Genomic DNA, 24,288 nt, shown 5'->3' on the forward strand with positions numbered 1-24,288 from the left:
AGGAATTACTGCTGAAACCATTTGTTGTAGATGGTTTTGTAGGTGCCGTCGGCTTTCACTTTATCCAGTGCAGTGTTGAATTTTTCCTGCAGCTCGGTGTTGCCCATGCGCACCGCAATACCCAGACCGGTGCCGAAGTAGGCTTTGTCGGTCACTTTGTCACCCAGCGCGGCCAGGTTCGGGTTCTGCTTCAGCCATTCGTTCACCACAGCGGTATCACCAAACACCGCATCGATACGGCCATTTTTCAGGTCGAGGATGGCGTTTTGATAACTGTCGTACGGCACCACGGTGATGTCGTTGTGTTTGTCAGACAGGTATTTCTGGTGGGTCGTCCCGTTCTGCACGCCAACACGTTTGCCTTTCAGCGCTGCCACATCCGCCAGTTTGCCTTTCTGCGCGATGAAGATCGCGGAGTTGTCGTAGTAAGGCTTGGTGAACAGGACCTGCTTTTCACGCTCCGGCGTGATGTCCATACCGGCCATCACTGCGTCAAAACGACGGAATTTCAGGCTCGGGATCAGGCTGTCAAAGGCCTGATTGGTGAAGGTACAGGTTGCATCAATCTCTTTACACAGCGCATTCGCCAGATCGACATCGAAGCCCTGAATTTTGTTGTCCGAATCGACAAACTCAAACGGCGGGTAAGAGGCCTCAGTAGCAAAACGCAGGGTCTGCGCAGCGGTAGCGCTCAGGCTTAAACCGGCAAGCAGTGCAGCAAGTACGACTTTTTTCATTAGAGACATCCTGACTTAGTGCGAAAGATAGTTGGCAAACGCTTCGGTTTGCGGCTGTGTAAAGTGGCTGGCGTCGCCCTGTTCCACAATGTGGCCGTTTTCCATGTACACCACACGGCTGGCGGTTTTACGCGCGACTTCCACTTCATGGGTGACGATCACCTGGGTAATCTGCGTCTGCGCCAGCTCGCGAATAATGCTGACGATTTGCGCGGTAATTTCCGGGTCGAGCGCTGCGGTTGGTTCATCAAACAACAACACCTGCGGTTCCATCATCAGCGCGCGGGCAATCGCCACGCGTTGCTGCTGACCGCCGGAAAGGTGCAACGGAAAACGGTCGGCATAAGGGGTCAGACGCAGACGATCCAGCAATTTGTCTGCACGGGCGCGGGCCTGATCTTTGCTTAACCCCAGCACGCGGCAGGGCGCTTCCATCAGGTTCTGCAACACCGTCAGATGCGGCCACAGGTTGTATTGCTGGAACACCATGCCAACGTTCTGCCGCAATTCGCGGATCGCGCTGTCTGATGGGGTTTTGCTGAAGTCAAAATGATTACCGGCGATCTGCAAACTGCCGGAACGCGGTTGCTCCAGCAAATTGAGTACGCGCAGGAGTGAACTCTTACCCGCGCCGCTCGGACCGAGCAACACCAGCGTTTCACCCTGCGGGCAGGCCAGGTTGATATCGAACAGCGCCTGGTGGGCACCGTAAAAACAGTTAATGCCGGTTAGTTGAATACTCATGCGCAATAAATGAATAGCAATTGATGCCGCGAATCTTAACGTCACCAGAATAGTTATGCAATTGAGGTGGGTTAAAATTTATTAAAGAGCAGTTAAACCTCAAAAGCGTAGCACAATATCTCGACATCCGTAGCGGCGCGATTTATCGCGCGCCTTTAATTTTGACGCGGTGGCCAAAAAGCGCGATAAATCGCGCCGCTACGATATGTGCAGGCATTTATCGCTATTAACGATCTTCCAGCAGCTGGCTGAGCGAACCACCCCCCGCACGCGGCCAGTCACCGACGTAGCGCACATCATCCACTACCCAGCAGGTGCCTTCGCGGATCATCAACACTTCGTCCTGCCATTTGCGGTCACCACGGGTTAAATCGACGCGCAGCGGAATATTGCGTGCGTCGCGATTCGGGATAGTGGAGGCACTTGCCACCTCGGCAGCGGTCGGACCCTGGGCCAGGCTGGAGAACAGGTCGCCAGTGCGCCAGTCGGCGGGTTTATTGCTCAGCCCGTTAGCCTGCACCAGTTTCTGATACAGACGATCGCTGAGATAAGGGCGGTATTTTGCCAGTGTCGAATTATCCGGCAATCCCTGTGTTGGCTGGCTGACGCGTAAATCGTAGAACTGCTGAGCTACACTGTCCGGACCGCCATCGACGCAGGCCGCGGTACGCGGACCATTATCCTTAATCACCGGCTCAACGGTGGTGCAGGCGCTGAGCAGCAGAGCAGCGGGAACAAGCAGCGCAAAGGCTTTGTTTCTCATCTCTATTTCCTTGTTGTTCACTGGCAAAGGACCATTTTTAGCATAAAGTATAGCCTTGCATTTACGCCGTACGAGCTAAAGGAGAGAGCAATGGCGTTTCGTTTGCTGCGTGGTGGGCTGTTGCTGGGGTTGTTGTTGCTGAGCGGCTGTCAGTCAACCCTCGAAGCGCGCCACGGTTACTGGGTCGATACCGCGCATCCGGCGCAGGGCGCCAGGCCGCGTATCAAAGTTGTGGTGATCCATTACACTGCGGAAGATTTTCCTTCTTCGCTGGCGACGCTCACCGATCGTGAGGTCAGCGCCCATTATCTGATTCCGGCACAACCGCCGCAGCACCAGGGGCAGGGCGTCGTCTGGCAACTGGTGCCGGAAAGCCAGCTGGCGTGGCATGCCGGGCCGAGTTTCTGGCGCGGAGCCACACGGATCAATGACACCTCAATTGGTATTGAGCTGGTGAACAGTGGTTATCAGCGTACCCTGACGGGGCTGCGCTGGCAGCCGTTTACCCCGACACAAATCGCGGCGCTGGAGGCGTTAGTCAAAGACATCAGCGCGCGTTACGACATCCCAGCGGAAAATGTGGTGGGGCATAGCGATATCGCGCCGCAACGCAAACAGGATCCGGGGCCGTTGTTTCCCTGGCGGCAGCTGGCGCTGGCGGGGTTAGGTGCCTGGCCTGATGACGCAACGGTACAGCGTTATCTGGGTAACGAGGCGGCAAATGCACCGGTTGATCAGGATGAATTACTGGATGCTCTGCAACGCTATGGTTATGACGTTGCAGCGGCGAGTACCCCGGCGATGCAGCGTAAGGTTATTGCGGCGTTTCAGATGCATTTCAGGCCACGGGATTACCGTGGCCTGGCGGACGCGGAAACGCTGGCGATTGCCCGCGCCCTGCTGGCGAAATACGGCGCGGCGCAATAGCGCCGTTCCGTCATGCCTGTAGCAGGAATGCCTGCCAGTGTGCGACCAGTTGGGTGAGGTCCTCACGACTGACATCCAGATGGGTCACGATACGCGTCACCGGACCGACGCTAATCAACACATCACGTGCGCTCAGCCATGCTTTCAACCCGTCAACCTGCTGCGCGGGTACCTTCACAAACAACATGTTGGTTTGCTGGCTCACCACGTCCACGCCGAGGGTTTTCAGCTGTTCACCAAGCCAGGCAGCGTTGTCGTGATCCTGTTGCAAACGCGCCACGTTATGTTGCAGGGCATATAAGCCCGCCGCAGCCAGAATGCCTGCCTGACGCATTCCACCACCCACCATTTTACGCCAGCGGCGCGCCTGTTCGATGTAGGCTGCCGGGCCGCACAGCAGCGATCCCACTGGCGTACCCAGCCCTTTGGACAGACAGATGGTCAGGGTATCGCAGTAGCGGGCAATGCCTTCCAGCGTGGTATTTTGCGCCACCACGGCGTTAAAAATACGTGCGCCATCGATATGCAACGCCAGCTGGTGCTGACGCGTGAATTGATATGCCTGTTCCAGATAGCTTGTCGGCAACACTTTACCGTGATGGGTGTTTTCCAGGCTGAGCAGACGGGTGCGCGCAAAGTGGATGTCGTCCGGTTTAATCGCGGCAGCCACATCGGCCAGCGGCAGAGTGCCGTCTTCTGCGGCAAGGATCGGCTGCGGCTGAATGCTGCCCAGCACGGCGGCTCCACCGGCTTCATATTTGTAGTTATGCGCCTGCTGCCCAACGATATATTCATCGCCACGCTGACAATGGCTCAGCAGCGCCACCAGGTTGGCCTGGGTGCCGGTGGGGAAGAACAACGCCGCTTCTTTGCCGCTCATACAGGCGGCTTCGGCTTCCAGCGCATTGACGGTGGGATCGTCACGGTAGACATCATCACCAGTTTCGGCAGCCATCATGGCGTCGAGCATGGCGGAACTTGGGCGGGTTACGGTATCACTGCGTAAATCGATCACGTCGCTCTCCTGAAAGAAAAAGCGGGCTGAGCGCCCGCATCGCATTTTTTTGCCTGTCCCGTTTTACCTCAGCCAGTTGGTTTTCGCCAGCTCCACGATCTCATCGCCGCGGCCATTCAGAATCGCCCGCAGCATATACAGACTGAAGCCTTTGGCTTGTTCCAGTTTGATTTGTGGCGGGATGGCCAGTTCTTCTTTGGCGGTAATGACGTCCAGCAGCACCGGGCCGTCGTGGGCGAACGCCTGCTCCAGCGCGCTATCCAGCTCTGAAGCCTTTTCGACCCGAATGCCTTTGATGCCGCAGGCGGTGGCGATGGCGGCGAAATCCGGGTTCTCCAGTTCGGTGCCATCGGTCAGATACCCCCCGGCTTTCATCTCCATCGCCACAAAGCCCAGCACGCTGTTATTGAAAATCACCAGCTTCACTGGCAGCTTGAGTTGCGCCACCGAGATAAAATCGCCCATCAGCATACTGAAACCGCCATCGCCACACAGCGCCACCACCTGACGATTACGATCGATCGCCTGCGCCCCCAGCGCCTGCGGCATGGCATTGGCCATCGATCCGTGGTTGAACGAACCGAGCAGCCGCCGCTTACCATTCATCTTCAGATAACGCGCTGCCCATACGGTCGGGGTGCCGACATCGCAGGTAAAGATGGCATCGTCAGCAGCGAAATGGCTGATTTGCTGCGCCAGGTATTGCGGATGAATCGCCTGTTTATCATTGGCGCTGGCCAGCTCGTCCAGCCCTTTGCGCGCTTCTGCATAATGCTCCAGCGCACTATCAAGATGGTGGCGATCGCTCTTGCTGCTGAGCTGTGGCAGCAATGCCTGCAATGTCGCTTTGATATCGCCCACCAGCGCCATATCGACGTGGCTGTGCGCGCCGAGGCTGGCAGGATTGATATCAATCTGAATGATGTTGGCGGAAGCGGGATAGAACGGTCGATAAGGGAATTGTGTCCCGAGCAGCACCAGAGTGCTGGCATTCATCATGGCGTGAAAACCGGATGAAAAACCAATCAGGCCGGTCATGCCGACATCGTAGGGATTGTCATACTCAATATGTTCTTTGCCACGCATCGCATGCACCACCGGCGCTTTCAGCGTCTCAGCCAGCTTTACCACTTCAGCATGTGCGCCAGCACAACCGCTGCCGCACAGCAGGGTAATGTTTTTGGCCTCATTCAGTGTGGCGGCCAGACGGCTGATTTCACTGGCGGAGGGCAGCACCTGGGGCAGCTGCGGGGGATACCACTCGGCGCGCGCGCCTTCTGGTGCCGGTTTGAGTGCCACATCGCCCGGCAACACCACCACCGAAACGCCACGATTCAGAATCGCTTTGCGCATCGCGATGCCCAGTACCTGCGGTAACTGCTCCGGGTTCGACACCAGTTCGCAATAATGGCTGCATTCGCGGAACAACTCCTGCGGATGGGTTTCCTGGAAGTAGCCGCTGCCAATCTCGCTGGAAGGGATATGGGCGGCGATCGCCAGCACCGGTACATGGTTACGATGGCAATCAAACAGGCCGTTGATCAGGTGCAAGTTGCCCGGCCCACAGGACCCGGCACAAACGGCCAGCTCGCCGGTAATTTGCGCTTCGGCACCCGCGGCAAAGGCGGCGACCTCCTCGTGACGCGTGGGCATCCATTTAATGGTGCCCATACGATTGAGGCTATCGTTTAACCCATTCAGTGAATCACCGGTAACGCCCCAGATGCGCTTAACACCTGCGTTTTCCAGCGTTTTCGCCAGCAGCGCCGCAACAGTTTGCTTCATCGAACACTCCTTTCCGGGAATTTAACGTCAGTGAGAAAGGGTAGACGATGGAATCCGGGCGTAGCCGTGAAAAAATGCGCTACGCCGCGGGGGGAGGGATCAGGCTGAGAACAGGGCGATCAGAATCGGTGCCAGCAGGCTCATGATAAAGCCATGCACAATAGCGGCCGGGACAATTTCCATCCCGCCTGCGCGTTGCAGAATCGGCAGGGTAAAATCCATCGAGGTGGCGCCGCTCAGCCCTAATGCGGTACAGCGATGGCGGGTGACCAGCAGCGGGATCAGCATGATGGCAAATAATTCACGCAGCAGATCATTGAAGAAAGCAGCACTGCCCATCACCGGGCCGAAGGCTTCCGTCATCAGGATGCCGGAGAGCGAGTACCAGCCGAAACCGCTCGCCAGTGCCAGCCCGGTTTTCAGCGGCAGACCGAGCAGCGTGGCAGCTATTGCGCCGCCTGCCAACGCGCTCACCAGTGAGACCGCCGCCACCAGCATGCCCCGGCGATTCAGCATCACCTGGCGCAGTGTCATGCCGCTGCCACGTAACTGAATCCCCACCAGAAACAGCATCAGGATCAGCGCGTACTCGCTGGCAGTGGCGGCGTGGCGCAACGGCGAGGCATGGGTCAGGCCCAGCAGAAAACCGGCCGCTACGGTCGCGCACAGCTTCACCGATTCCAGCGCCATCTGCCAGCGGGAGGGCAGCGTTTGTGGACGATGGTTGTGCTGCCACGGCGAGCGTTTTTCCAGCAGCCACAGTGCGGCCAGCGAGCAGGCGAGAATACACAACATGCTGATCAACGCGGTGTGGAAGATGGTCAGCAGATTGCTGCCGAGGTTGTCGAGAAACGCCAGGCTGACTCCCATCAAAAACAGAATCAGGTAAACAATATTACCGAGCAGACGGTTGACCGACTTCAGCAAACGCGGGCTATGGAACGGCAGCAACCAGCCGATAATCAGTGGCAGCAGGATAATGATCAGTCCGGTATACATCATGAGGCAGTTCGTCCCTGAAAAAAGAGGCGTCACGCTAACCAAAAACATCTGAAGTGTAAACCTTTTCCCCGCCAGATAACTTGACCAACGTAACGCGGGCGACCATGCTCAGGCAAAGAAGAGGAAGAACGCTGCGATGATTCTGGAACATATCGATATTCATGGTTTTCGTGGGATTAATCAGCTCTCGCTGCCGCTGACCACCACCAATCTGCTGATCGGGGAAAATGCCTGGGGTAAATCGAGCCTGCTCGATGCGCTCACGTTACTGCTGGCACCCGCGACCGAATCCTATTTATTCACCGAACATGATTTCCATTTTCCCCCCGGCGACCTTGAAGCGCGTATGCATCAGCTTCAACTGGTGTTCCGCTTTCGTGCCGAAAATCATGAAGACGAACCCTTACTGGAGCCCTTCTGGCAGCATGATAACGCCGGGCGTTACATCAGCTTCAGCGCACGCGGTAAGCGCAGGGAGCAGGGGGTAAAAACCACCCACCGCTTTATCGATGCCCGGGGGGACGTGCTGCCGCTGGAAGGGACGGCACAGGCGCTGGCCCATTTGCGCACCTGGTATCCGGTGTTGCGCGTGCGCGATGCCCGTTTTAGCCGGCGGGCGCGTCAGACAGAAAACGATCCGGCGCGGCGCGCCAGCACCATGAGTGAACTGGCGTTGGAAGTGGATAAACTGACGCGCGATTTGGTCGCGCGGCCGCAGATGCTCAGCGACGACTTGCTACGCCAGGGATTGCACACCATGCAGCAATTGCTGGAACACTATTTTCTGGTGCAACAACCGGGGGGCAGTGTGGCGCGGGTGGCACCAGAGGTCCGGGACGGCGGCGAGGGCTGGCGTTCGCTGGATCAGCTCAATCATCTTATCGCCGGTACCGAATCACGTAGCCGTCAGGTGATTTTGTTGCGTATGTTCTCCCTGCTGATTCAGGCGCATGGTAGCGCTCCTTTGCCGCCGGGTGCGCGGCCGTTGTTGCTGGTGGAAGATCCGGAAACCCGTCTGCATCCCATCATGTTGGCGGTGGCGTGGAATTTGCTGGATCTGATGCCGGTACAAAAGATTGCCACCACCAACTCGGGTGAACTGCTGTCGCAGGTGCCGGTGGAGCATGTGTGTCGTCTGGTACGTGAGCCGAGCCGGGTTGCTGCCTGGCGCATTGGTCCGGAAGGATTAAGCGCCGAGGAGAGCCGTCGCATTGGATTCCACATTCGCGTCAATCGTCCGTCGGCCCTGTTTGCCCGCTGCTGGTTGCTGGTGGAAGGGGAGACCGAGGTGTGGATCATTAACGAACTGGCGCGTCAGCGCGGCCATCACTTTGCGGCGGAAGGGGTCAAAGTGATTGAGTTTGCCCAGTCGGGACTGAAACCTCTGCTGAAATTCGCCCGGCGTATGGGCATCGCCTGGCATGTGCTGACTGACGGCGACGATGCCGGTAAGAAGTATGCCGCCACCGCGCGTAGCCAGTTACAGCCGCACGAACATGAAAACGATCATCTGACACAATTACCCGCGCTGGATATTGAGAATTTCTTCTATAAGCAGGGATTTAGTGATGTCTATCATCAGGTGGCGCACCTGCCGTTAAACGTACCGATGAATGCCAGGCGTATTATAACCAAAGCCATTCATCACAGTTCGAAGCCGGAACTGGCGATTGCCATAGCCCTGGCCGCCGCTGAACGTGGGCCAGAGGCGGTTCCGCCACTGCTGGATACGTTGTTCTCGCGGGTGATGTGGCTGGCGCGTGGTAAGGCCGATTGATTTTATAGAAAAATCTTGCCGCCAAAGGACGTAAAATTCTCAAAAGAAAAATGCCAGCATCACTGGCTGGCATTTTTTTTCGGGAGTGGTCAGAATGGATGAAGAAGCGCAGGGTTATGCCTGGACCGATGTTTCCACCGGCACGATCAAACTGGCATGGTTGCCTTTCGGCCCTTCATGGACATCGAACTGAACCTGCTGGCCGGCTTTCAGCGTTCTGTATCCCTCCATCTGAATCGTGGAGTAGTGTGCGAAGATATCGTCGCCGCCGCCAATCGGACAGATAAAACCGAAGCCTTTGGCGTTGTTGAACCATTTAACAGTACCCGTCTCCATGCTTTTACTTCCCTCGCAAGACATTTTGATAAGTAGGTGAGGTCATTGAAGCTGTGAGTCGAGCTTGTTTAAAACTCAATCAGCTTGTGTAAGTAGAATGTAGAGAAACGGTCCTTATCGTCAAGCAAACGACCCGAGCGCGCAGGGGGAAATTCATCAAAATTTGAGGCAGTTAACGCTATTGCAAATTTTGTGATACAGGTCGCGCATGCGCTTTCAGGTCCAGTTTTTCATGAGGGAAAAGTGGCTTGACAGGCATGTTAAACTTTAGGTGTGGGCGCAGAATTGCGCGCAACCGTAACGCAGAATTTCGACGGAACATTATGGCAAACACAAACGACTGGCTTAACTTTGAGCATCTGGCCGAAGACAAAGTACGCGAAGGGTTAAAGCCGCCTTCGATGTATAAAGTCATTCTGAATAATGACGATTATACGCCTATGGAATTTGTTATTGACGTTCTGCAAAAGTTCTTTTCTTATGATGTTGAACGTGCAACGCAACTGATGTTGAAAGTTCACTACCAGGGAAAGGCAATCTGTGGTGTATTTACTGCAGAAGTGGCGGAAACCAAAGTTGCCCAGGTGAACAATTACGCACGAGATAATGAACATCCGTTGCTGTGTACGCTGGAAAAAGCCTGAAACCGTCTCCATATAGGGGAAAGGTCGTCAGAGCGATAATTGGGGGAGGTGCCTAATGCTCAATCAAGAACTGGAACTCAGTTTAAACATGGCTTTCGCCAGAGCGCGTGAGCACCGTCATGAGTTTATGACCGTCGAGCATCTGTTGCTGGCTCTGCTCAGCAACCCGTCGGCCAGAGAGGCACTGGAAGCCTGTACGGTGGATATAGTGGCTCTGCGGCAGGAACTCGAAGCCTTCATCGAACAAACCACACCGGTGTTGCCCACCAGTGAAGAGGAGCGTGATACCCAACCCACGCTCAGCTTCCAGCGTGTGCTGCAGCGTGCGGTTTTCCATGTCCAGTCATCCGGGCGCAGTGAAGTTTCTGGCGCGAACGTGCTGGTCGCCATCTTCAGCGAGCAGGAGTCGCAAGCGGCTTACCTGTTGCGCAAACATGAAGTGAGCCGCCTCGATGTGGTGAACTTTATCTCCCACGGTACGCGTAAAGACGAGCCTGGTCAGGCACAGAATACGGAAAATCCGGTTAACGAAGAGCAGGCAGGCGGGGAGGAACGTATGGAAAACTTCACCACCAATCTTAATCAGCTTGCTCGCGTCGGCGGGATCGACCCGTTGATCGGCCGCGAGAAAGAGCTGGAGCGTGCCATTCAGGTCTTGTGCCGTCGCCGTAAGAATAACCCGCTGCTGGTGGGTGAATCGGGCGTCGGTAAGACCGCCATCGCAGAAGGCCTCGCCTGGCGTATTGTGCAGGGCGATGTGCCGGAAGTGATGAAAGATTGCACCATCTACTCGCTGGATATCGGTTCACTGCTGGCAGGCACCAAGTATCGTGGTGACTTTGAAAAACGTTTCAAAGCGCTGCTGAAACAGCTGGAGCAGGATAACAGCAGCATTCTTTTCATCGACGAAATCCACACCATTATCGGTGCGGGTGCGGCGTCGGGTGGCCAGGTGGATGCGGCAAACCTGATTAAGCCATTGCTTTCCAGCGGTAAAATCCGCGTGATGGGTTCCACAACCTATCAGGAATTCAGCAATATCTTCGAGAAAGACCGGGCGTTGGCGCGTCGTTTCCAGAAAATCGACATCACTGAACCGTCGGTGGAAGAAACGGTGCAGATCCTCAATGGTCTGAAACCGAAATACGAAGCGCACCATGATGTCCGTTACACCGCCAAAGCGGTACGTGCGGCGGTGGAGCTGGCGGTGAAATACATCAACGATCGTCATCTGCCCGATAAGGCGATTGATGTGATTGATGAAGCCGGTGCGCGTGCGCGTCTGGTCCCAGCCAGCAAGCGTAAAAAAACCGTCAATGTGTCTGACATCGAAACGGTGGTAGCACGTATTGCTCGTATTCCGGAACAAAGCGTTTCGGCGACCGATCGCGATACGCTGAAAAACCTTGGCGATCGTCTGAAAATGCTGGTGTTTGGTCAGGACAATGCGATTGAAGCTCTGACTGAAGCCATCAAGATGAGCCGTGCAGGCCTCGGCCAGGATCGTAAACCGGTTGGTTCTTTCCTGTTTGCCGGTCCAACCGGTGTCGGTAAAACCGAGGTGACGGTGCAGCTGGCGAAAGCGCTGGGCATTGAGTTGCTGCGTTTTGATATGTCGGAATATATGGAACGTCATACGGTGAGCCGTCTGATCGGTGCGCCTCCGGGGTATGTGGGCTTTGACCAGGGTGGCTTGCTCACCGATGCGGTGATCAAACATCCGCACGCTGTGGTGCTGCTCGATGAAATCGAGAAAGCTCACCCGGATGTGTTCAATCTGCTGCTGCAGGTGATGGACAACGGCATGCTGACGGATAACAACGGCCGTAAAGCGGATTTCCGAAACGTGGTGCTGGTGATGACCACTAACGCTGGCGTGCGTGAGACTGAACGTAAGTCGATTGGCCTGATTCAGCAGGACAACAGCACCGACGCGATGGAAGAGATCAAAAAAATCTTCACGCCGGAGTTCCGTAACCGTCTCGACAACATTATCTGGTTCCGTCACCTGTCTGCTGAGGTGATTCATCAGGTGGTGGATAAATTTATTGTCGAGTTGCAGGCACAGCTGGATGCGAAAGGCGTGTCGCTGGAAGTTAGCGATGATGCGCGTGACTGGCTGGCTGAGAAAGGGTATGACAAAGCGATGGGCGCGCGTCCAATGGCGCGTACCGTGCAGGAGAACCTGAAAAAACCACTCGCCAACGAACTGCTGTTTGGTTCTCTGGTGGATGGCGGCTCAGTGTCCGTCGCGCTGGATAAAGAGAAAAACCAGCTGACTTATCATTTCCTCAGTGCGGAAAAACGTAAAACCGAAGGGACTGTGCATTAATCACAGTACAAAAAAACCCTGGTGCATTGCATCAGGGTTTTTTCATGAAAGCTGGAACGCAGATATTTTGATACTCAACCTACCTGAACAGGCTCAGTGAACAGGCATTAAGCTGTCTTCTGTTGCTGGCTTTTTGCTTTTCGTTCACCAGAAATTTCAGGTACCGCCGTTCTGAACTTGTCAGACATCAATGTGTTAGCGTTGGCAAGCAACAGCGCTCTGACTTCATCGCGCGACATTCGTTTTTCGTTACGCTCACTCATACAGCCTCCTCTAAACAAGGTCATATTATACTCAAATGTACGGGGGAAGTCATCTTCACCAGTCCACCCTGAGATTTGCACGTCGCAAAATGTTTCTCTGGACGCTGGTTAACGTGTTGAAATCTGCATGCATAACATTTTGATCCTGGCGATAAGAAAAGCCGAATTTATTGTAGTGTCCAATCAAATCAGGATCGGGTTGGATAATAAAAGCACCAACGCTGTCATCTATACTGGCAAGAAGATCGGTCATAGCGATAACAGCCAGGGCGGTTAGCCGACCTTTTAAAGGATGTGATGCGTCATCTTTCACTAATGATTCAATCATAAAAAGATGAAGATGCTTATCCGCTACAGAATAAATTGACAGGAAAGCGCCTTCCACATTCTGGCTGCCTGTCACTTTAAAGGCAGCACTGAAACTCTCTTCATGCAAATAATGCGGAAAATAATTCAGCCAATTTAGTTTCGACTCAGGATTTCTGCTCAGGGACTCAAACTCATCCTCATTAAGCCATGCAACCGAAAGGCCAAGACCCGCTTTATCAATGACTTGCTGAACAACCACGAGAGTTTCATTGCAGGATGCTTTAAATTCGACCGAAGTTGTCATATGCCTGTAAATCCAATCATTCCATTGACGTGTGCAGGTTATATGATTCTCAGCAAAATCATCGCTGTCAATGCCTGAGGTCAAAAATGGCGCATGAAAAAGGCCGGATGCGAATCCGGCCTTTTATCGCGTTCAGAAAACGCGTGAGATGAGTAGCGTCTTAGCGACTACGGAAGACAATGCGGCCTTTGCTCAGGTCGTACGGGGTCAACTCGACAGTCACTTTGTCGCCCGTCAGGATGCGGATGTAGTTTTTGCGCATTTTACCGGAGATATGAGCGGTAACCACGTGCCCGTTTTCAAGTTCTACGCGGAACATGGTGTTAGGTAACGTATCCAGTACGGTACCTTGCATTTCAATATTGTCTTCTTTGGCCATCGAATCCTCTGGGTGAACTACCAAACTGTTGAACCGGCAAGATAATGCCGAATTCCATGATTTATGTAAAGAAACGTTGGTGATTTTGCCAACACTTCGCCGTGCGTCGCGCCAATGCGCGTGCATTACGGATTAAATTCGGGTGTTTTTGACGTCTGCGGGGGATTAGCGGGCTAAGAATCTGTAGCAATCGGCATCGGGCGCACAACTGAAACAGCTTCGGGAAAACAGTCACTTTCCCAGCCTGGCAATTCCGGCTCGCCACAGCGAAGCGCGGACGACATACCAAACTCGCTTATTATATCACTTTTGCCGCGTATTGTGTGCAAAACATCTGCGCGGGCCGTCAAAAAAGGGTTTGTGTTTGCCAGCAACCGGGTAAAACCGGTTGCCACGCCAGTGTTTGTACATACTGCAAATAATCGACACGCGGAATTTCGACTGCACCTAAAGAGGCAGTGTGGGGATTGAGTACCTGGCAATCAATCAGCCGTCCGTTGTGGCCGAGAAAGTGCTGACTGAAGACCCACAGCGCGGTTTTAGAGGCATTTTCTTCACGGCTGAACATCGACTCGCCACAAAAAATCTGGCCCAGTGCCAGACCATATAATCCCCCGACCAGCCGTTGTTCATGCCATACCTCGACCGAATGGGCATGGCCCAGTTCATACAAGCGCAGCCAGGCACGCTTCACCTCGAAAGTGATCCAGGTACCTTCCTGACGATGACTGGCGCAACCTTCCAGGACCTGGGCGAACGCCTGATTCATGGTGACGCGATAGGGGGAGCTACGGTGAAAACGCGCCATGCTGCGACTGAGGTGGAAAGATTCCGGCAACATAACAGCGCGGGGATCGGGCGACCACCAGAGAATCGGATCGCCCGGTGAGAACCAGGGAAAAATGCCACGCTGGTACGCATTCATCAAACGGGCAGGGGAAAGATCTCCACCCATCGCCAGCAAGCCGTTCGGCTCACGTAGCGCCATTTCCGGAGGCGGAAAATGCAGCGAATCGCGTGACAGTTGTACCAGTCTCATTGCGTTAATTACCCTTACGGCAGTTCGCTAAGACTATAGCGCAAAGCGTTGGTGGAAACGCCAGTAACGTCCTTCTTTTGAGATTAATTCGTCATGAGAACCAGATTCAATAATCTGTCCCTGATCCATCACACAAATGCGGTCCATTTGCGCCAGCCCACTCAGGCGATGTGTCACCATTATCAGTGTTTTCCCCTGGGTGACTTGCTGCAACAGCATCAGAATTTGCTGTTCGGTGGTGGCATCCAGCCCTTCGGTTGGCTCATCAAGCAGCCAGAGGTCTCCACCGTGCAGCAAGGCCCGTGCAATCGCCAGACGGCGCATCTCGCCACCGGAAAGGGGACGACCACCTTCTCCCATCCAGGCATTCAGCCCCTCGCTGTGTTCAGCCAGATGGCTAAGCCCCACCTGATGCAGGGCGGCGGTAAGTTCTTGATCACTGGCAGCGGGGCAGGCCAGCAGCAGGTTATCCCGTAACGTCTGACTGAACAGATGAACCCGCTGCGTGACGACGCTGATGCGCTGGCGCAGCGAGGTTTCGTCCCAGTTCGCCAGCGGGATCCCGTTCAGCGCGATGCTACCCTGCTGCGCCTCCCAGCCGCGGGTGATCAATGCCAGCAGACTGGATTTGCCGCATCCGGTAGGCCCAAGCAACGCCAGGTGTTCACTCGTCTGCAGGCTCAGGGAAAAGTTATGCAACACGGCTTCCGGACGCTGCGGGTAGCTGAACTGAATATTTTCCAGCGTCAGGCTAATGCCCGCTGGCGTGTTGACCCTGGCTGCTGGAAAACGAATAGCCGGAGGTTGATCGATAATTTCCTGCACCCGTTGTGCCGCGCTGGTGACCTGCGTGAGCGGCAAAAATGCCCCGGCAACCGGAGCCAGCGCTTCAAACGCCGCCAGGCCACAAAAGACGAACAGGGCGAGAAATGCCCCTGGGGCGCTGTTTCCGCCGACACCGGCAGCCGCAATCCACAGCAGCAGCGTCACGGTGACACCGGTAATCAGTAACAACAGACTTTGCGCCACAGCCTGCAAACGATGTTGCTTGCGCTGGGCCTGTTGCCAGTCGATCTCCTCACTATCAAGCTGTGCCCGCCAGCGCGGGGCCGCGCCATAGATTTGCAGTTCAGCCAGTCCGGTGAGCCAGTTCGTGAGTTGTAAACGCCAGTTAGCCTGATGCTGCGCGATCTGCTGGCCCGCACTGGCGCCAAAACGCCAGAACAGCGGCGGCATCACTAACAGCGTTGCCAGCATGATGCCGCCAAGCAATAGCGCCAGCGGCACATCCAGCCACGCTAAGCCGAGGGTCACAGCAACGATCACCACAGCAGCCCCCACCAGCGGTGAGATCACGCGCAAATAAAGGTGATCGAGCGTATCGACATCGCCAACAAAACGGTTGAGCAGGTCCCCCTGGCGAAACTGCGCCAGCTGTTGTGGGGCCAGCGCGATTAATTTGCTGAAGGTGAAGACGCGTAAATGTTGCAGCACGCGGAAGGTGGCATCGTGGCTGACCAGACGTTCGAAATAACGCGCTGCGGTGCGAATGATCGCTGCACCTCGTACTCCGGCGGCGGGTAACATGTAGTTGAAGCTGTACAGACCGGCAACGCCCGCCACCGAAGAGGCAGCCAGGAACCAGCCGGACAAGGTCAGCAAACCAATGCTCGCCAGCAGGGTGGCAATCGCCAGCACCATTCCCAGGCCAAGACGCCACGGATGACGTCGCCACAAACGTAAAAAAGGCATCAGGCTATGCATCAGGCAATCTCCTTCTGACGATGCTGCACCATCTCGCGTAATGGCCCGTCCTGCTGATGCAGCTGTTGCCAGTGACCTTGCTGCACCAATTGACCGTTTTGCATCACCCAGATTTCATCCCAGCTGGCGAGGTCGCTGAGCTGATGGGTAATCATCAGGGTGGTTTGTCGTGTCGCGGCTTGTTTCAGGGCCGCCATCACCCGTTGTTCGCTCTGACTATCCAGTCCTGATCCCGGCTCATCCAGCAACAGCAGTTGCGCCGGTTTCAGCAGCGCACGGGCCACCGCCACACGCTGAGCCTGGCCGACGGATAAGCCTGTCGCGCTATCACCGAGAGGCGTATCCAGCCCCTGAGGCAGCCGTGGCAGAAATTCCGCGACGCCAGCATCATTCAGCGTGCGCTCCAGCTCTGCCTCAGTGACGCTGCGTCCCATCAACACGTTTTCACGCAGAGTGGCAGCAGGTAAGTGCGGGTTTTGCCCCACCCAGGCCAGCTGTTGCTGCCAGCTGGCGCGATCGATGTCACGCAACTCCGTACCGTTGATTTTCAGCGATCCCGCATAAGGCAGAAAGCCGAGCAACACATTCATCAGGGCAGTTTTGCCCGCGCCACTTTGCCCTACCAGCGCCACGCGTTTTCCTGCTGAGAGGCTGAAGGTTAGCGGCTGAGATAGCGCTTCGCCGCGGGCGGTCATTACCACCAGATCGCTGGCTTCCAGCTCAAGAGGCGCGGAAAACGTGACTGCTGCGCCTGCTGATGCGGGTGTATCGGGGCTGTCCTGCAGAAAACGATCCAGTGCATCTGCCCCGCCCACGGCCTGGGCTTTGGCATGGTAAAAGGTGCCTAAATCACGCAGCGGCTGGAAGAATTCCGGGGCGAGGATTAACGCAAGGAAACCGGCAAACAACGTGACGCCGCTGTGGTAATGACCAAAATTCAGCTCGCCAAGGTAGGAGAAGCCGAAATACACCGCCACTACGGCAATCGCCAGTGAAGCAAAAAACTCCAGCACCGCTGACGAGAGGAAGGCCAGACGTAACACTTCCATGGTGCGTTGACGAAAATCAGTGGTGGTACGGCTGATGGCCTGTTGTTCGGCACTGGCACGATCAAACAGGCGCAGCGTTTCGCGGCCACGCAGGCGATCGTAAAAATCCCCGCTGAGTCTGGCCAGCGCGAGGAAATTACGTCGGTTGGCATCGGCAGCGCCCATACCGACCATCGCCATAAACAGCGGAATGAGCGGGGCGGTGACCAGCAAAATCAATCCGGCTGCCCAGTTAATCGGGAAAATCGCCACCAGAATGGCGCAGGGAATAAAAACCGCCAGCGACATCTGCGGCAGATAGCGGGCGTAATATTCCTGCATCTCCTCAATCTGCTCCAGCAGTAGCGTCGCCCAGCTGCCGGCGGGTTTACCCTGAATCCAGGCCGGACCCAGCGCATTCAGTCGGTCCAGCACCTGCTGCCGCAGCGCCCGGCGGATCGCCATCCCCGCGCGCTGACCAGCCATCTCACGGCCATAGTTCAGTGCGGCGCGCAGTACAAAACACAGCAGCAGCAGGGCAAACTGGCTGATAAGTTCTGCGCGGGGTAGATGAGTGATGATCAGCGCCTGTAACTGCGTGGCGAGCAGCCATGCCTGGGCAATGATCACCAGGGCGCTGGCAAAGCCCAGCAGAGAAACCAGACGCAGGCTGCGTGCACCGTGATGACGTTGCTGGCGAAGCCAGCGGATAAGTTCCTGTTGCCGCGATTTGTTCATGCGAAGCCGTTCGATGATCCAGATAAGAAGCCGTGGAGAGGGGAAAACCTCTGCAAGGTCAGGCGCATGAACTGTAGCACGCAGGTAATAAAAAAGGCGACCAAAACAGGTCGCCTCCGGCAATTATGATCAAGTTATTAACAACTTACTTATCGTTTTTAACCAGACCATCAAGGTAACGTTCAGCATCCAGTGCTGCCATACAACCGGTACCGGCGGAGGTGATCGCCTGACGATAGATATGGTCCATGACGTCACCGGCGGCAAAGACGCCAGGGATGCTGGTCTGGGTGGCGTTGCCGTGCAGACCGGATTGAACTTTGATGTAACCATTTTCCAGCGCCAGCTGACCTTCGAAGATCGCCGTGTTAGGGCTATGGCCGATAGCGACGAACAGACCGGCAACGTCCAGCGATTCTGGCTCTTCACCTTTGGTTGACAGCAGTTTCAGACCGGTCACACCCATCTGATCACCCACCACTTCATCCAGGGTGCGATCGGTATGCAACACGATATTGCCGTTGCGCACTTTTTCCATCAGACGATCGATAAGGATCTTCTCGGCACGGAAGTTGTCACGGCGGTGAATCAGGTGCACTTCAGCAGCAATATTTGCCAGGTACAGCGCTTCTTCTACGGCGGTGTTACCCCCGCCAATTACCGCGACTTTCTGGTTGCGGTAGAAGAAACCGTCACAGGTGGCGCAGGCCGATACGCCTTTGCCTTTAAACGCTTCTTCAGAAGGCAGGCCAAGGTAACGGGCTGAAGCACCGGTGGCGATGATCAGTGCGTCCGCGGTGTATTCGCCGCTGTCACCCGTCAGGCGGAACGGGCGGTTCTGCAAATCAACAGTGTGGATATGATCGAAAATGATCTCGGTGTTGAACTTCTCCGCATGCTCATGCATACGTTCCATCAGCGATGGACCTGTCAGATCGTGCGGGTCGCCCGGCCAGTTTTCCACTTCAGTGGTGGTGGTGAGCTGACCACCTTTTTCCAGACCGGTAATCAAGACCGGATTCAGGTTGGCGCGTGCGGCATAGACTGCCGCAGTGTAACCGGCAGGGCCGGAGCCCAGAATGAGCAGCTTACTGTGTTTGGCCGTACTCATGTGTTCCTCAGTTTCTTGTCTGACAACATAGCGAATGATTGTAGGGAAATTACCGGCGCAAAAAAAGTCTTGAGCGATTTTGTTAACAATCGCTGCAAGCGGCGTAGACGATGAGTGGTGATTCTGCACGCCGATTGCGCCAAAAGGGGGCAATGCTCGGTAATTTGTGGTGCAGCTGTATAAAAAATCTCATTAGAAAACAGGAACCCAGCACTCTGTATGGCATCTTGTACTGAATTTGGATGTTTTACTTTGACAATCGCCTGCGCATTTGCGAAAACATTATCAGAAGCAGAGAAGATTTAGCGATTCGAAACAGAATTTCATGCCTGTTTTGGTTTGTTTCGCCAAATAAACTCAGCCTGACATTGGTAATGACGCATGATGTGGACAGACAACATGCGTCATACGGATGGTCGCATTACTGCACAGGCTTATGGTCTTCACTTCGAGTAAGGCCCTGAACAATGAACGTTTTCAGGGTGTGGCAGGTTAAGGGAAGGAATTAAGAGAGACAATAATAATGGTAGACAATAAGAAGCGCCCCGGAAAAGATCTGGACCGAATCGACCGCAACATCCTCAACGAATTGCAAAAGGATGGTCGAATTTCCAATGTTGAGCTTTCGAAACGTGTGGGCTTATCGCCGACACCGTGTCTTGAGCGTGTTCGCCGCCTGGAACGTCAGGGTTTCATTCTGGGTTACACTGCACAGCTCAACCCGCATTATCTCGATGCTTCATTGCTGGTGTTTGTTGAGATTACTCTGAATCGTGGCGCACCCGATGTGTTTGAGCAATTTAACGCCGCCGTGCAAAAACTTGAGGAAACTCAAGAATGTCACCTCGTTTCCGGTGACTTCGACTATCTGCTGAAAACCCGTGTGCCGGATATGTCAGCGTATCGTAAACTGTTGGGCGAAACCTTGCTGCGCCTGCCAGGCGTGAACGACACCCGCACCTATGTGGTAATGGAAGAGGTCAAACAGAGCAATCGTCTGGTGATCAAAACCCGTTAATGCAGGGCAGGTGCAAAACTTGCAGGATTTCGGTACACTCCTGTGAATTCATACAGGACCAGCGTCGGGCGTGCCCGGCGCTGTTGCCTTCTTAATTTACAGGCACCTGGAGAGTTCTCTTGAGCCAGGAATATACAGAAGACAAAGACGTTTCATTACAACCGCTGAGCAGCGGACGTCGGCTGCTTGAAGCGTTGCTCATCCTTGTGGCCTTGTTCGCCATCTATCTGATGGTTTCTTTGGTCAGTTTTAACCCTTCCGATCCCAGTTGGTCGCAGACGGCCTGGCACGAGCCTATCCATAATTTGGGTGGCAGCGTGGGGGCATGGCTGGCTGATACCTTGCTGTTTATCTTCGGCGTGATGGCCTATGCCATTCCTCCGGTGATCATCGGCTTATGCTGGATAACCTTCCGCCAGCGCGATCGCCACGACTACATCGACTACTTCGCCGTTGGGCTACGTCTGATTGGTGTGCTGGCGCTGGTGGTCACCACCTGTGGTCTGGCGGCACTGAATGCTGACGATATCTGGTATTTCGCCTCCGGTGGCGTGATCGGCAGTCTGATCAGCAACGCCATGGCACCCTGGTTCAGCTCGGCAGGCGGTACCTTAACGCTGCTGTGCGTGTGGGCTGCGGGTATTACGCTGTATACCGGATGGTCATGGCTGACGATTGCCGAAAGAATTGGTGGCGTGGTGATGGGGGTGCTGACGTTTGCCAGCAATCGCTCCCGTCATGATGAACCCTGGCAGGAAGAAGATGAGTATGAGGACGAAGATGAACATCAGCAGGCGGATGACGTTGTTCCGCCGCTGCGTGCCGCTGCGTCTGATGACGATGATGTGCTGCTGGCTAAACCCCGTAAGGTGAATGAAACGCCACTGGCCGATGTGCAGGATGATCCGTTGCTGGCGAAAGCCAGTGCCGCGACGGCTGCCGCCATTGCCGTGAGCAGTGAAGCCGCTTTGCAGGAGCCGCAGGTTGCGCCAGTGGCTCCGCTCCAGCCAGCAGAAACAGCTGCGCCGCAGCCTGTGACGCAACCCGTACAGCCGACGCAGCCTGCTCCGGTAGTCCCCGTCGCAGCACCTCAGCCGCCGTTGTATCGGTTTGAGGTTCCCGCTGAGACACCCGCATTCTCCCCGGTGGATGACGATGAGGGTCCACAGATGGGTAACTGGCAGGATGCTGCGCAGGCCCCGTCAGCGCTGAACACCACGGCCAGCGCCACCCTGGCTGCCGGAGCAGTCAAGGCCGCATCATCCAGCGCGTCTTACATGCCTGCGTTCGATGTGGTGCCAGAGCGTGATTACAATCCGCAGGTTAAACAGGGTATTGGCCCGGAACTGCCACGTCCGAATCCGGTGAAACTGCCGACACGACGTGAACTGGCATCCTATGGTATCAAACTGCCGTCGCAGCGGATGGCGGAAGAGAAAGCCAGAGAGACAGAGCAGCCGGTGTCGTCACCTGTGCTGGATCAGCTTGCGGCTGATGATGCAGAAGCTTTGCAGCAGGCGCAGTTGCGTGATGCTTTCCAGTCACAGCAACAGCAGCGTTATGGCGAAAGCTGGCACACGGAAGCCGCAGCGGAAGACGAAGAAGCGTTGCAACAGGCACAGCTGGCGCGCCAGTTTGCTGAGCAGCAACAACAGCGTTATGGGGAAGAAAAAGCGCCTGAGCCTGATGACGGACCGGTATTTAACCTCGATACCTCGTCAGCGTTTGATTTCTCACCGATGAAAGATCTGGTGGATGACAGCCCAACTGAGCCGTTGTTCACCATCGCGGCGACACCGGAACCTGAGGTTCCTGCGCCCGCACAGTGGCAACAACCGGTTGCGCCGCAGCCACAGGTGGAGACTTCCTTTGATGAGGAAAGCAGCCCGTGGTCCGCTGCTGAGCCTGAACCCACGGTGGAAGAGCAACCCGCGAAACCGGTGCAGGATAGCTTGTTCCATCCGTTCCTGGTTCGCCATGAACAGCCGCTGGAGCGTCCTTCTACGCCGCTGCCGACCCTCGATCTGCTGACGCAGCCGCCAGCGGAAGAGGAGCCGGTGGATATGTTTGCGCTGGAGCAGACGGCGCGCCTGGTGGAAGCCCGTCTGGCGGATTATCGCGTCAAAGCGGAAGTGGTGGGGATCTCTCCTGGCCCGGTTATCACCCGTTTTGAACTGGATCTGGCACCGGGCGTTAAAGCCGCGCGTATCTCCAACCTGTCGCGCGATCTGGCCCGTTCGCTTTCCGCTGTGGCAGTACGTGTGGTGGAAGTGATTCCTGGCAAGCCCTATGTGGGTCTGGAACTGCCGAACAAACATCGTCAGACGGTTTATCTGCGCGAAGTGCTGGATTGTGCCAAATTCCGTGACAATCCTTCGCCGCTGGCGGTGGTGCTGGGGAAAGACATTGCCGGCCAGCCGGTGGTGGCCGATCTGGCTAAAATGCCGCATTTGCTTGTAGCCGGTACTACCGGTTCGGGTAAATCCGTCGGCGTTAACGCCATGATTATCAGCATGCTGTATAAAGCCACGCCAGAAGAAGTGCGCTTTATCATGATCGACCCGAAAATGCTGGAGCTTTCCGTATACGAAGGCATCCCGCATCTGTTGACGGAAGTGGTCACCGACATGAAAGACGCCGCCAATGCGCTGCGCTGGAGTGTGGGTGAGATGGAACGGCGTTATAAGCTGATGTCGGCGCTTGGCGTGCGTAACCTTGCCGGTTACAACGAAAAAGTCGAGCAGGCTGAAGCGATGGGGCGTCCGATTCCCGATCCGTTCTGGAAACCGGGCGACAGCATGGATATCACGCCTCCGGTTCTGGAAAAACTGCCTTACATCGTGGTGATGGTCGATGAATTTGCTGACCTGATGATGGCGGTTGGCAAGAAAGTGGAAGAACTGATCGCCCGTCTGGCACAGAAAGCGCGTGCGGCAGGCATCCACTTAGTGCTGGCAACCCAGCGTCCGTCGGTGGATGTGATTACCGGGTTAATCAAAGCTAACATCCCGACACGTATCGCCTTTACCGTATCGAGTAAAATTGACTCGCGTACCATCCTCGATCAGGGCGGTGCGGAATCGCTGCTGGGGATGGGTGACATGCTGTATATGCCGCCTAACTCGTCGCTGCCGATGCGCGTCCACGGCGCGTTTGTGCGCGACCAGGAAGTGCATGCCGTCGTGCAGGACTGGAAAGCGCGTGGACGACCGCAGTACATCGATAGCATTACCGCGGGCGAAGAGAGTGAAGGTGGTGGGGCTGGTCTGGAAGGCGACGAAGAGCTGGATCCGCTGTTCGATCAGGCGGTGGCTTTTGTGGTGGAGAAACGCCGTGCTTCGATCTCAGGGGTACAGCGCCAGTTCCGTATCGGTTATAACCGTGCTGCGCGCATTATCGAACAGATGGAAGCGCAGGGTATTGTGTCCGAACCTGGACATAACGGTAACCGTGAGGTGCTGTCGCCACCACCGCATGAGATGTAACCCGATGTAGTACCGACGTTAATCCCGGGCCAGTATTTACTGGCCCATTGTTTATCTGGCAGTCGATCCCCATATCAACGGGAGTTTTCGGCTTTTTCTCCTGTCGAACAGACAGTGCGGCAACTACGTTTTATGCAGTAAGTGTCGGGAAACAATGAATAAGGAATCGAATCAGATGAAATTACGCGTTATTGCCTGTGGTCTGCTGGCCTCTTTTCTTTCTGCTTCCGTGCTGGCGGATGCGTCCAGTGATTTGCAGCAGCGTCTGAATAAAGTGAGCAGCTTCCATGCCAGTTTCAGCCAGAAAGTTACCGATGGTAGCGGTGCGAATGTGCAGGATGGAGAAGGCGAACTGTGGGTCAAACGTCCCAGCCTGTTTAACTGGCATATGACGGCTCCGGATGAGAGCGTGATCATTTCCGATGGTAAAACGCTGTGGTTCTACAATCCCTTTGTGGAGCAGGTCAGTGCCAGCTGGTTGAAGAATGCCACCAGCAACACGCCGTTTATGCTGATTGCCCGTAACCAGCCGAGTGACTGGAAGCAATACAACATTAAGCAGCAGGGCGATAATTTTGAGCTGACGCCAAAAAGCAGCGACGGTAATCTCAAGCAATTCACCATTACGGTAACGCCGTCAGGCACGATTAATCAGTTCAGCGCGATTGAGCAGGATGGCCAGCGCAGCAGCTATCAGCTGAAAAGCCAGACCAATGGTGCTATCAGCCCGGACAAATTCACCTTTACGCCGCCTAAAGGGGTAACGGTAGACGATCAACGTCAGTGAG

General features: G+C 55.4%; 21 protein-coding genes. 7 read left to right on the top strand and 14 right to left on the bottom strand.

The window, feature by feature from the left end; translation table 11 throughout:
• Window positions 1-5: 5 nt before the first annotated feature.
• The 3 genes from artJ to AC6I8X_RS06890 all read right to left on the bottom strand — a co-directional run bounded on the left by artJ (window position 6) and on the right by AC6I8X_RS06890 (window position 2,244).
• A complete protein-coding gene (gene artJ / locus AC6I8X_RS06880) occupies window positions 6-737 on the bottom strand; it encodes an arginine ABC transporter substrate-binding protein (protein WP_313686902.1) in 732 nt (243 codons plus the stop codon).
• A 15-nt stretch (window positions 738-752) separates the two neighbouring features.
• Complete coding sequence (gene artP / locus AC6I8X_RS06885) at window positions 753-1,481, bottom strand: arginine ABC transporter ATP-binding protein ArtP (RefSeq protein ID WP_084873681.1); 729 nt, start codon at window positions 1,479-1,481, stop codon at window positions 753-755.
• A gap of 226 nt (window positions 1,482-1,707) precedes the next feature.
• Complete coding sequence (locus AC6I8X_RS06890) at window positions 1,708-2,244, bottom strand: lipoprotein (protein WP_313686899.1); 537 nt, start codon at window positions 2,242-2,244, stop codon at window positions 1,708-1,710.
• A gap of 90 nt (window positions 2,245-2,334) precedes the next feature.
• Here AC6I8X_RS06890 and AC6I8X_RS06895 point away from each other — a divergent pair, with 90 nt between their 5' ends.
• Complete coding sequence (locus tag AC6I8X_RS06895; protein WP_497840782.1) at window positions 2,335-3,171, top strand: N-acetylmuramoyl-L-alanine amidase; 837 nt, start codon at window positions 2,335-2,337, stop codon at window positions 3,169-3,171.
• A 10-nt stretch (window positions 3,172-3,181) separates the two neighbouring features.
• Here AC6I8X_RS06895 and ltaE read toward each other — a convergent pair whose 3' ends face one another.
• From ltaE to AC6I8X_RS06910, 3 genes are all read right to left on the bottom strand, one after another.
• The gene (gene ltaE, locus AC6I8X_RS06900) at window positions 3,182-4,186 is read right to left on the bottom strand and encodes a low-specificity L-threonine aldolase (RefSeq protein ID WP_497840783.1); all 1,005 of its coding nucleotides are present in this window, start codon (window positions 4,184-4,186) and stop codon (window positions 3,182-3,184) included.
• A 63-nt stretch (window positions 4,187-4,249) separates the two neighbouring features.
• Entirely contained in the window at window positions 4,250-5,971 is a 1,722-nt protein-coding gene (poxB, locus tag AC6I8X_RS06905; RefSeq protein WP_497840784.1) for a ubiquinone-dependent pyruvate dehydrogenase, read from the bottom strand.
• Window positions 5,972-6,070: 99 nt separating this feature from the next.
• Complete coding sequence (locus tag AC6I8X_RS06910; protein WP_497841017.1) at window positions 6,071-6,970, bottom strand: LysO family transporter; 900 nt, start codon at window positions 6,968-6,970, stop codon at window positions 6,071-6,073.
• 139 nt (window positions 6,971-7,109) lie between these two features.
• On the opposite strand from AC6I8X_RS06910, the gene AC6I8X_RS06915 reads away from it, so the two are divergent.
• On the top strand, window positions 7,110-8,750 hold the full coding sequence (locus AC6I8X_RS06915; RefSeq protein WP_497840785.1) for a DUF2813 domain-containing protein: 1,641 nt from the start codon (window positions 7,110-7,112) through the stop codon (window positions 8,748-8,750).
• 114 nt (window positions 8,751-8,864) lie between these two features.
• Here the strand turns inward: AC6I8X_RS06915 and cspD are convergent, their stop codons facing one another.
• On the bottom strand, window positions 8,865-9,086 hold the full coding sequence (cspD, locus tag AC6I8X_RS06920; protein WP_084873687.1) for a cold shock-like protein CspD: 222 nt from the start codon (window positions 9,084-9,086) through the stop codon (window positions 8,865-8,867).
• Window positions 9,087-9,409: 323 nt separating this feature from the next.
• Here cspD and clpS point away from each other — a divergent pair, with 323 nt between their 5' ends.
• Together clpS and clpA are read left to right on the top strand one after the other, a co-directional pair.
• Complete coding sequence (gene clpS / locus AC6I8X_RS06925) at window positions 9,410-9,730, top strand: ATP-dependent Clp protease adapter ClpS (protein ID WP_021182586.1); 321 nt, start codon at window positions 9,410-9,412, stop codon at window positions 9,728-9,730.
• 55 nt (window positions 9,731-9,785) lie between these two features.
• A complete protein-coding gene (gene clpA / locus AC6I8X_RS06930; protein WP_084873688.1) occupies window positions 9,786-12,062 on the top strand; it encodes an ATP-dependent Clp protease ATP-binding subunit ClpA in 2,277 nt (758 codons plus the stop codon).
• Window positions 12,063-12,169: 107 nt separating this feature from the next.
• Here the strand turns inward: clpA and AC6I8X_RS06935 are convergent, their stop codons facing one another.
• From AC6I8X_RS06935 to trxB, 7 genes are all read right to left on the bottom strand, one after another.
• Window positions 12,170-12,325 carry a hypothetical protein gene (locus AC6I8X_RS06935; RefSeq protein WP_313686890.1) on the bottom strand — a complete coding sequence of 52 codons (156 nt, stop codon included), beginning with the start codon at window positions 12,323-12,325 and terminating at the stop codon, window positions 12,170-12,172.
• A 55-nt stretch (window positions 12,326-12,380) separates the two neighbouring features.
• On the bottom strand, window positions 12,381-12,938 hold the full coding sequence (locus AC6I8X_RS06940; protein ID WP_497840786.1) for a hypothetical protein: 558 nt from the start codon (window positions 12,936-12,938) through the stop codon (window positions 12,381-12,383).
• A 160-nt stretch (window positions 12,939-13,098) separates the two neighbouring features.
• Window positions 13,099-13,317 (bottom strand): translation initiation factor IF-1, encoded by a 219-nt coding sequence (gene infA / locus AC6I8X_RS06945; RefSeq protein WP_002211347.1) that lies wholly within the window; start codon window positions 13,315-13,317, stop codon window positions 13,099-13,101.
• Between the two features lie 346 nt (window positions 13,318-13,663).
• A complete protein-coding gene (gene aat / locus AC6I8X_RS06950; RefSeq protein ID WP_313686886.1) occupies window positions 13,664-14,356 on the bottom strand; it encodes a leucyl/phenylalanyl-tRNA--protein transferase in 693 nt (230 codons plus the stop codon).
• A 33-nt stretch (window positions 14,357-14,389) separates the two neighbouring features.
• Complete coding sequence (gene cydC, locus AC6I8X_RS06955) at window positions 14,390-16,120, bottom strand: heme ABC transporter ATP-binding protein/permease CydC (RefSeq protein WP_497840787.1); 1,731 nt, start codon at window positions 16,118-16,120, stop codon at window positions 14,390-14,392.
• Window positions 16,120-17,886 (bottom strand): heme ABC transporter permease/ATP-binding protein CydD, encoded by a 1,767-nt coding sequence (gene cydD, locus AC6I8X_RS06960; RefSeq protein WP_497840788.1) that lies wholly within the window; start codon window positions 17,884-17,886, stop codon window positions 16,120-16,122. Before cydD ends, cydC begins: the two co-directional genes overlap by 1 nt.
• Before the next feature lie 145 nt (window positions 17,887-18,031).
• Window positions 18,032-18,997, bottom strand: a complete 966-nt coding sequence (gene trxB / locus AC6I8X_RS06965; protein WP_313688047.1) for a thioredoxin-disulfide reductase — start codon at window positions 18,995-18,997, stop codon at window positions 18,032-18,034.
• Window positions 18,998-19,520: 523 nt separating this feature from the next.
• On the opposite strand from trxB, the gene lrp reads away from it, so the two are divergent.
• From lrp to lolA, 3 genes are all read left to right on the top strand, one after another.
• Complete coding sequence (lrp, locus tag AC6I8X_RS06970; protein ID WP_006118610.1) at window positions 19,521-20,015, top strand: leucine-responsive transcriptional regulator Lrp; 495 nt, start codon at window positions 19,521-19,523, stop codon at window positions 20,013-20,015.
• A 119-nt stretch (window positions 20,016-20,134) separates the two neighbouring features.
• Window positions 20,135-23,500, top strand: a complete 3,366-nt coding sequence (locus AC6I8X_RS06975; RefSeq protein ID WP_313688046.1) for a DNA translocase FtsK 4TM domain-containing protein — start codon at window positions 20,135-20,137, stop codon at window positions 23,498-23,500.
• Between the two features lie 175 nt (window positions 23,501-23,675).
• Entirely contained in the window at window positions 23,676-24,287 is a 612-nt protein-coding gene (gene lolA / locus AC6I8X_RS06980) for an outer membrane lipoprotein periplasmic chaperone LolA (RefSeq protein WP_299446207.1), read from the top strand.
• The last annotated feature ends 1 nt before the right edge of the window (window position 24,288 follow it).

It is taken from the genome of Pantoea sp. X-Soil-TKNS-1280 (assembly GCF_059730475.1).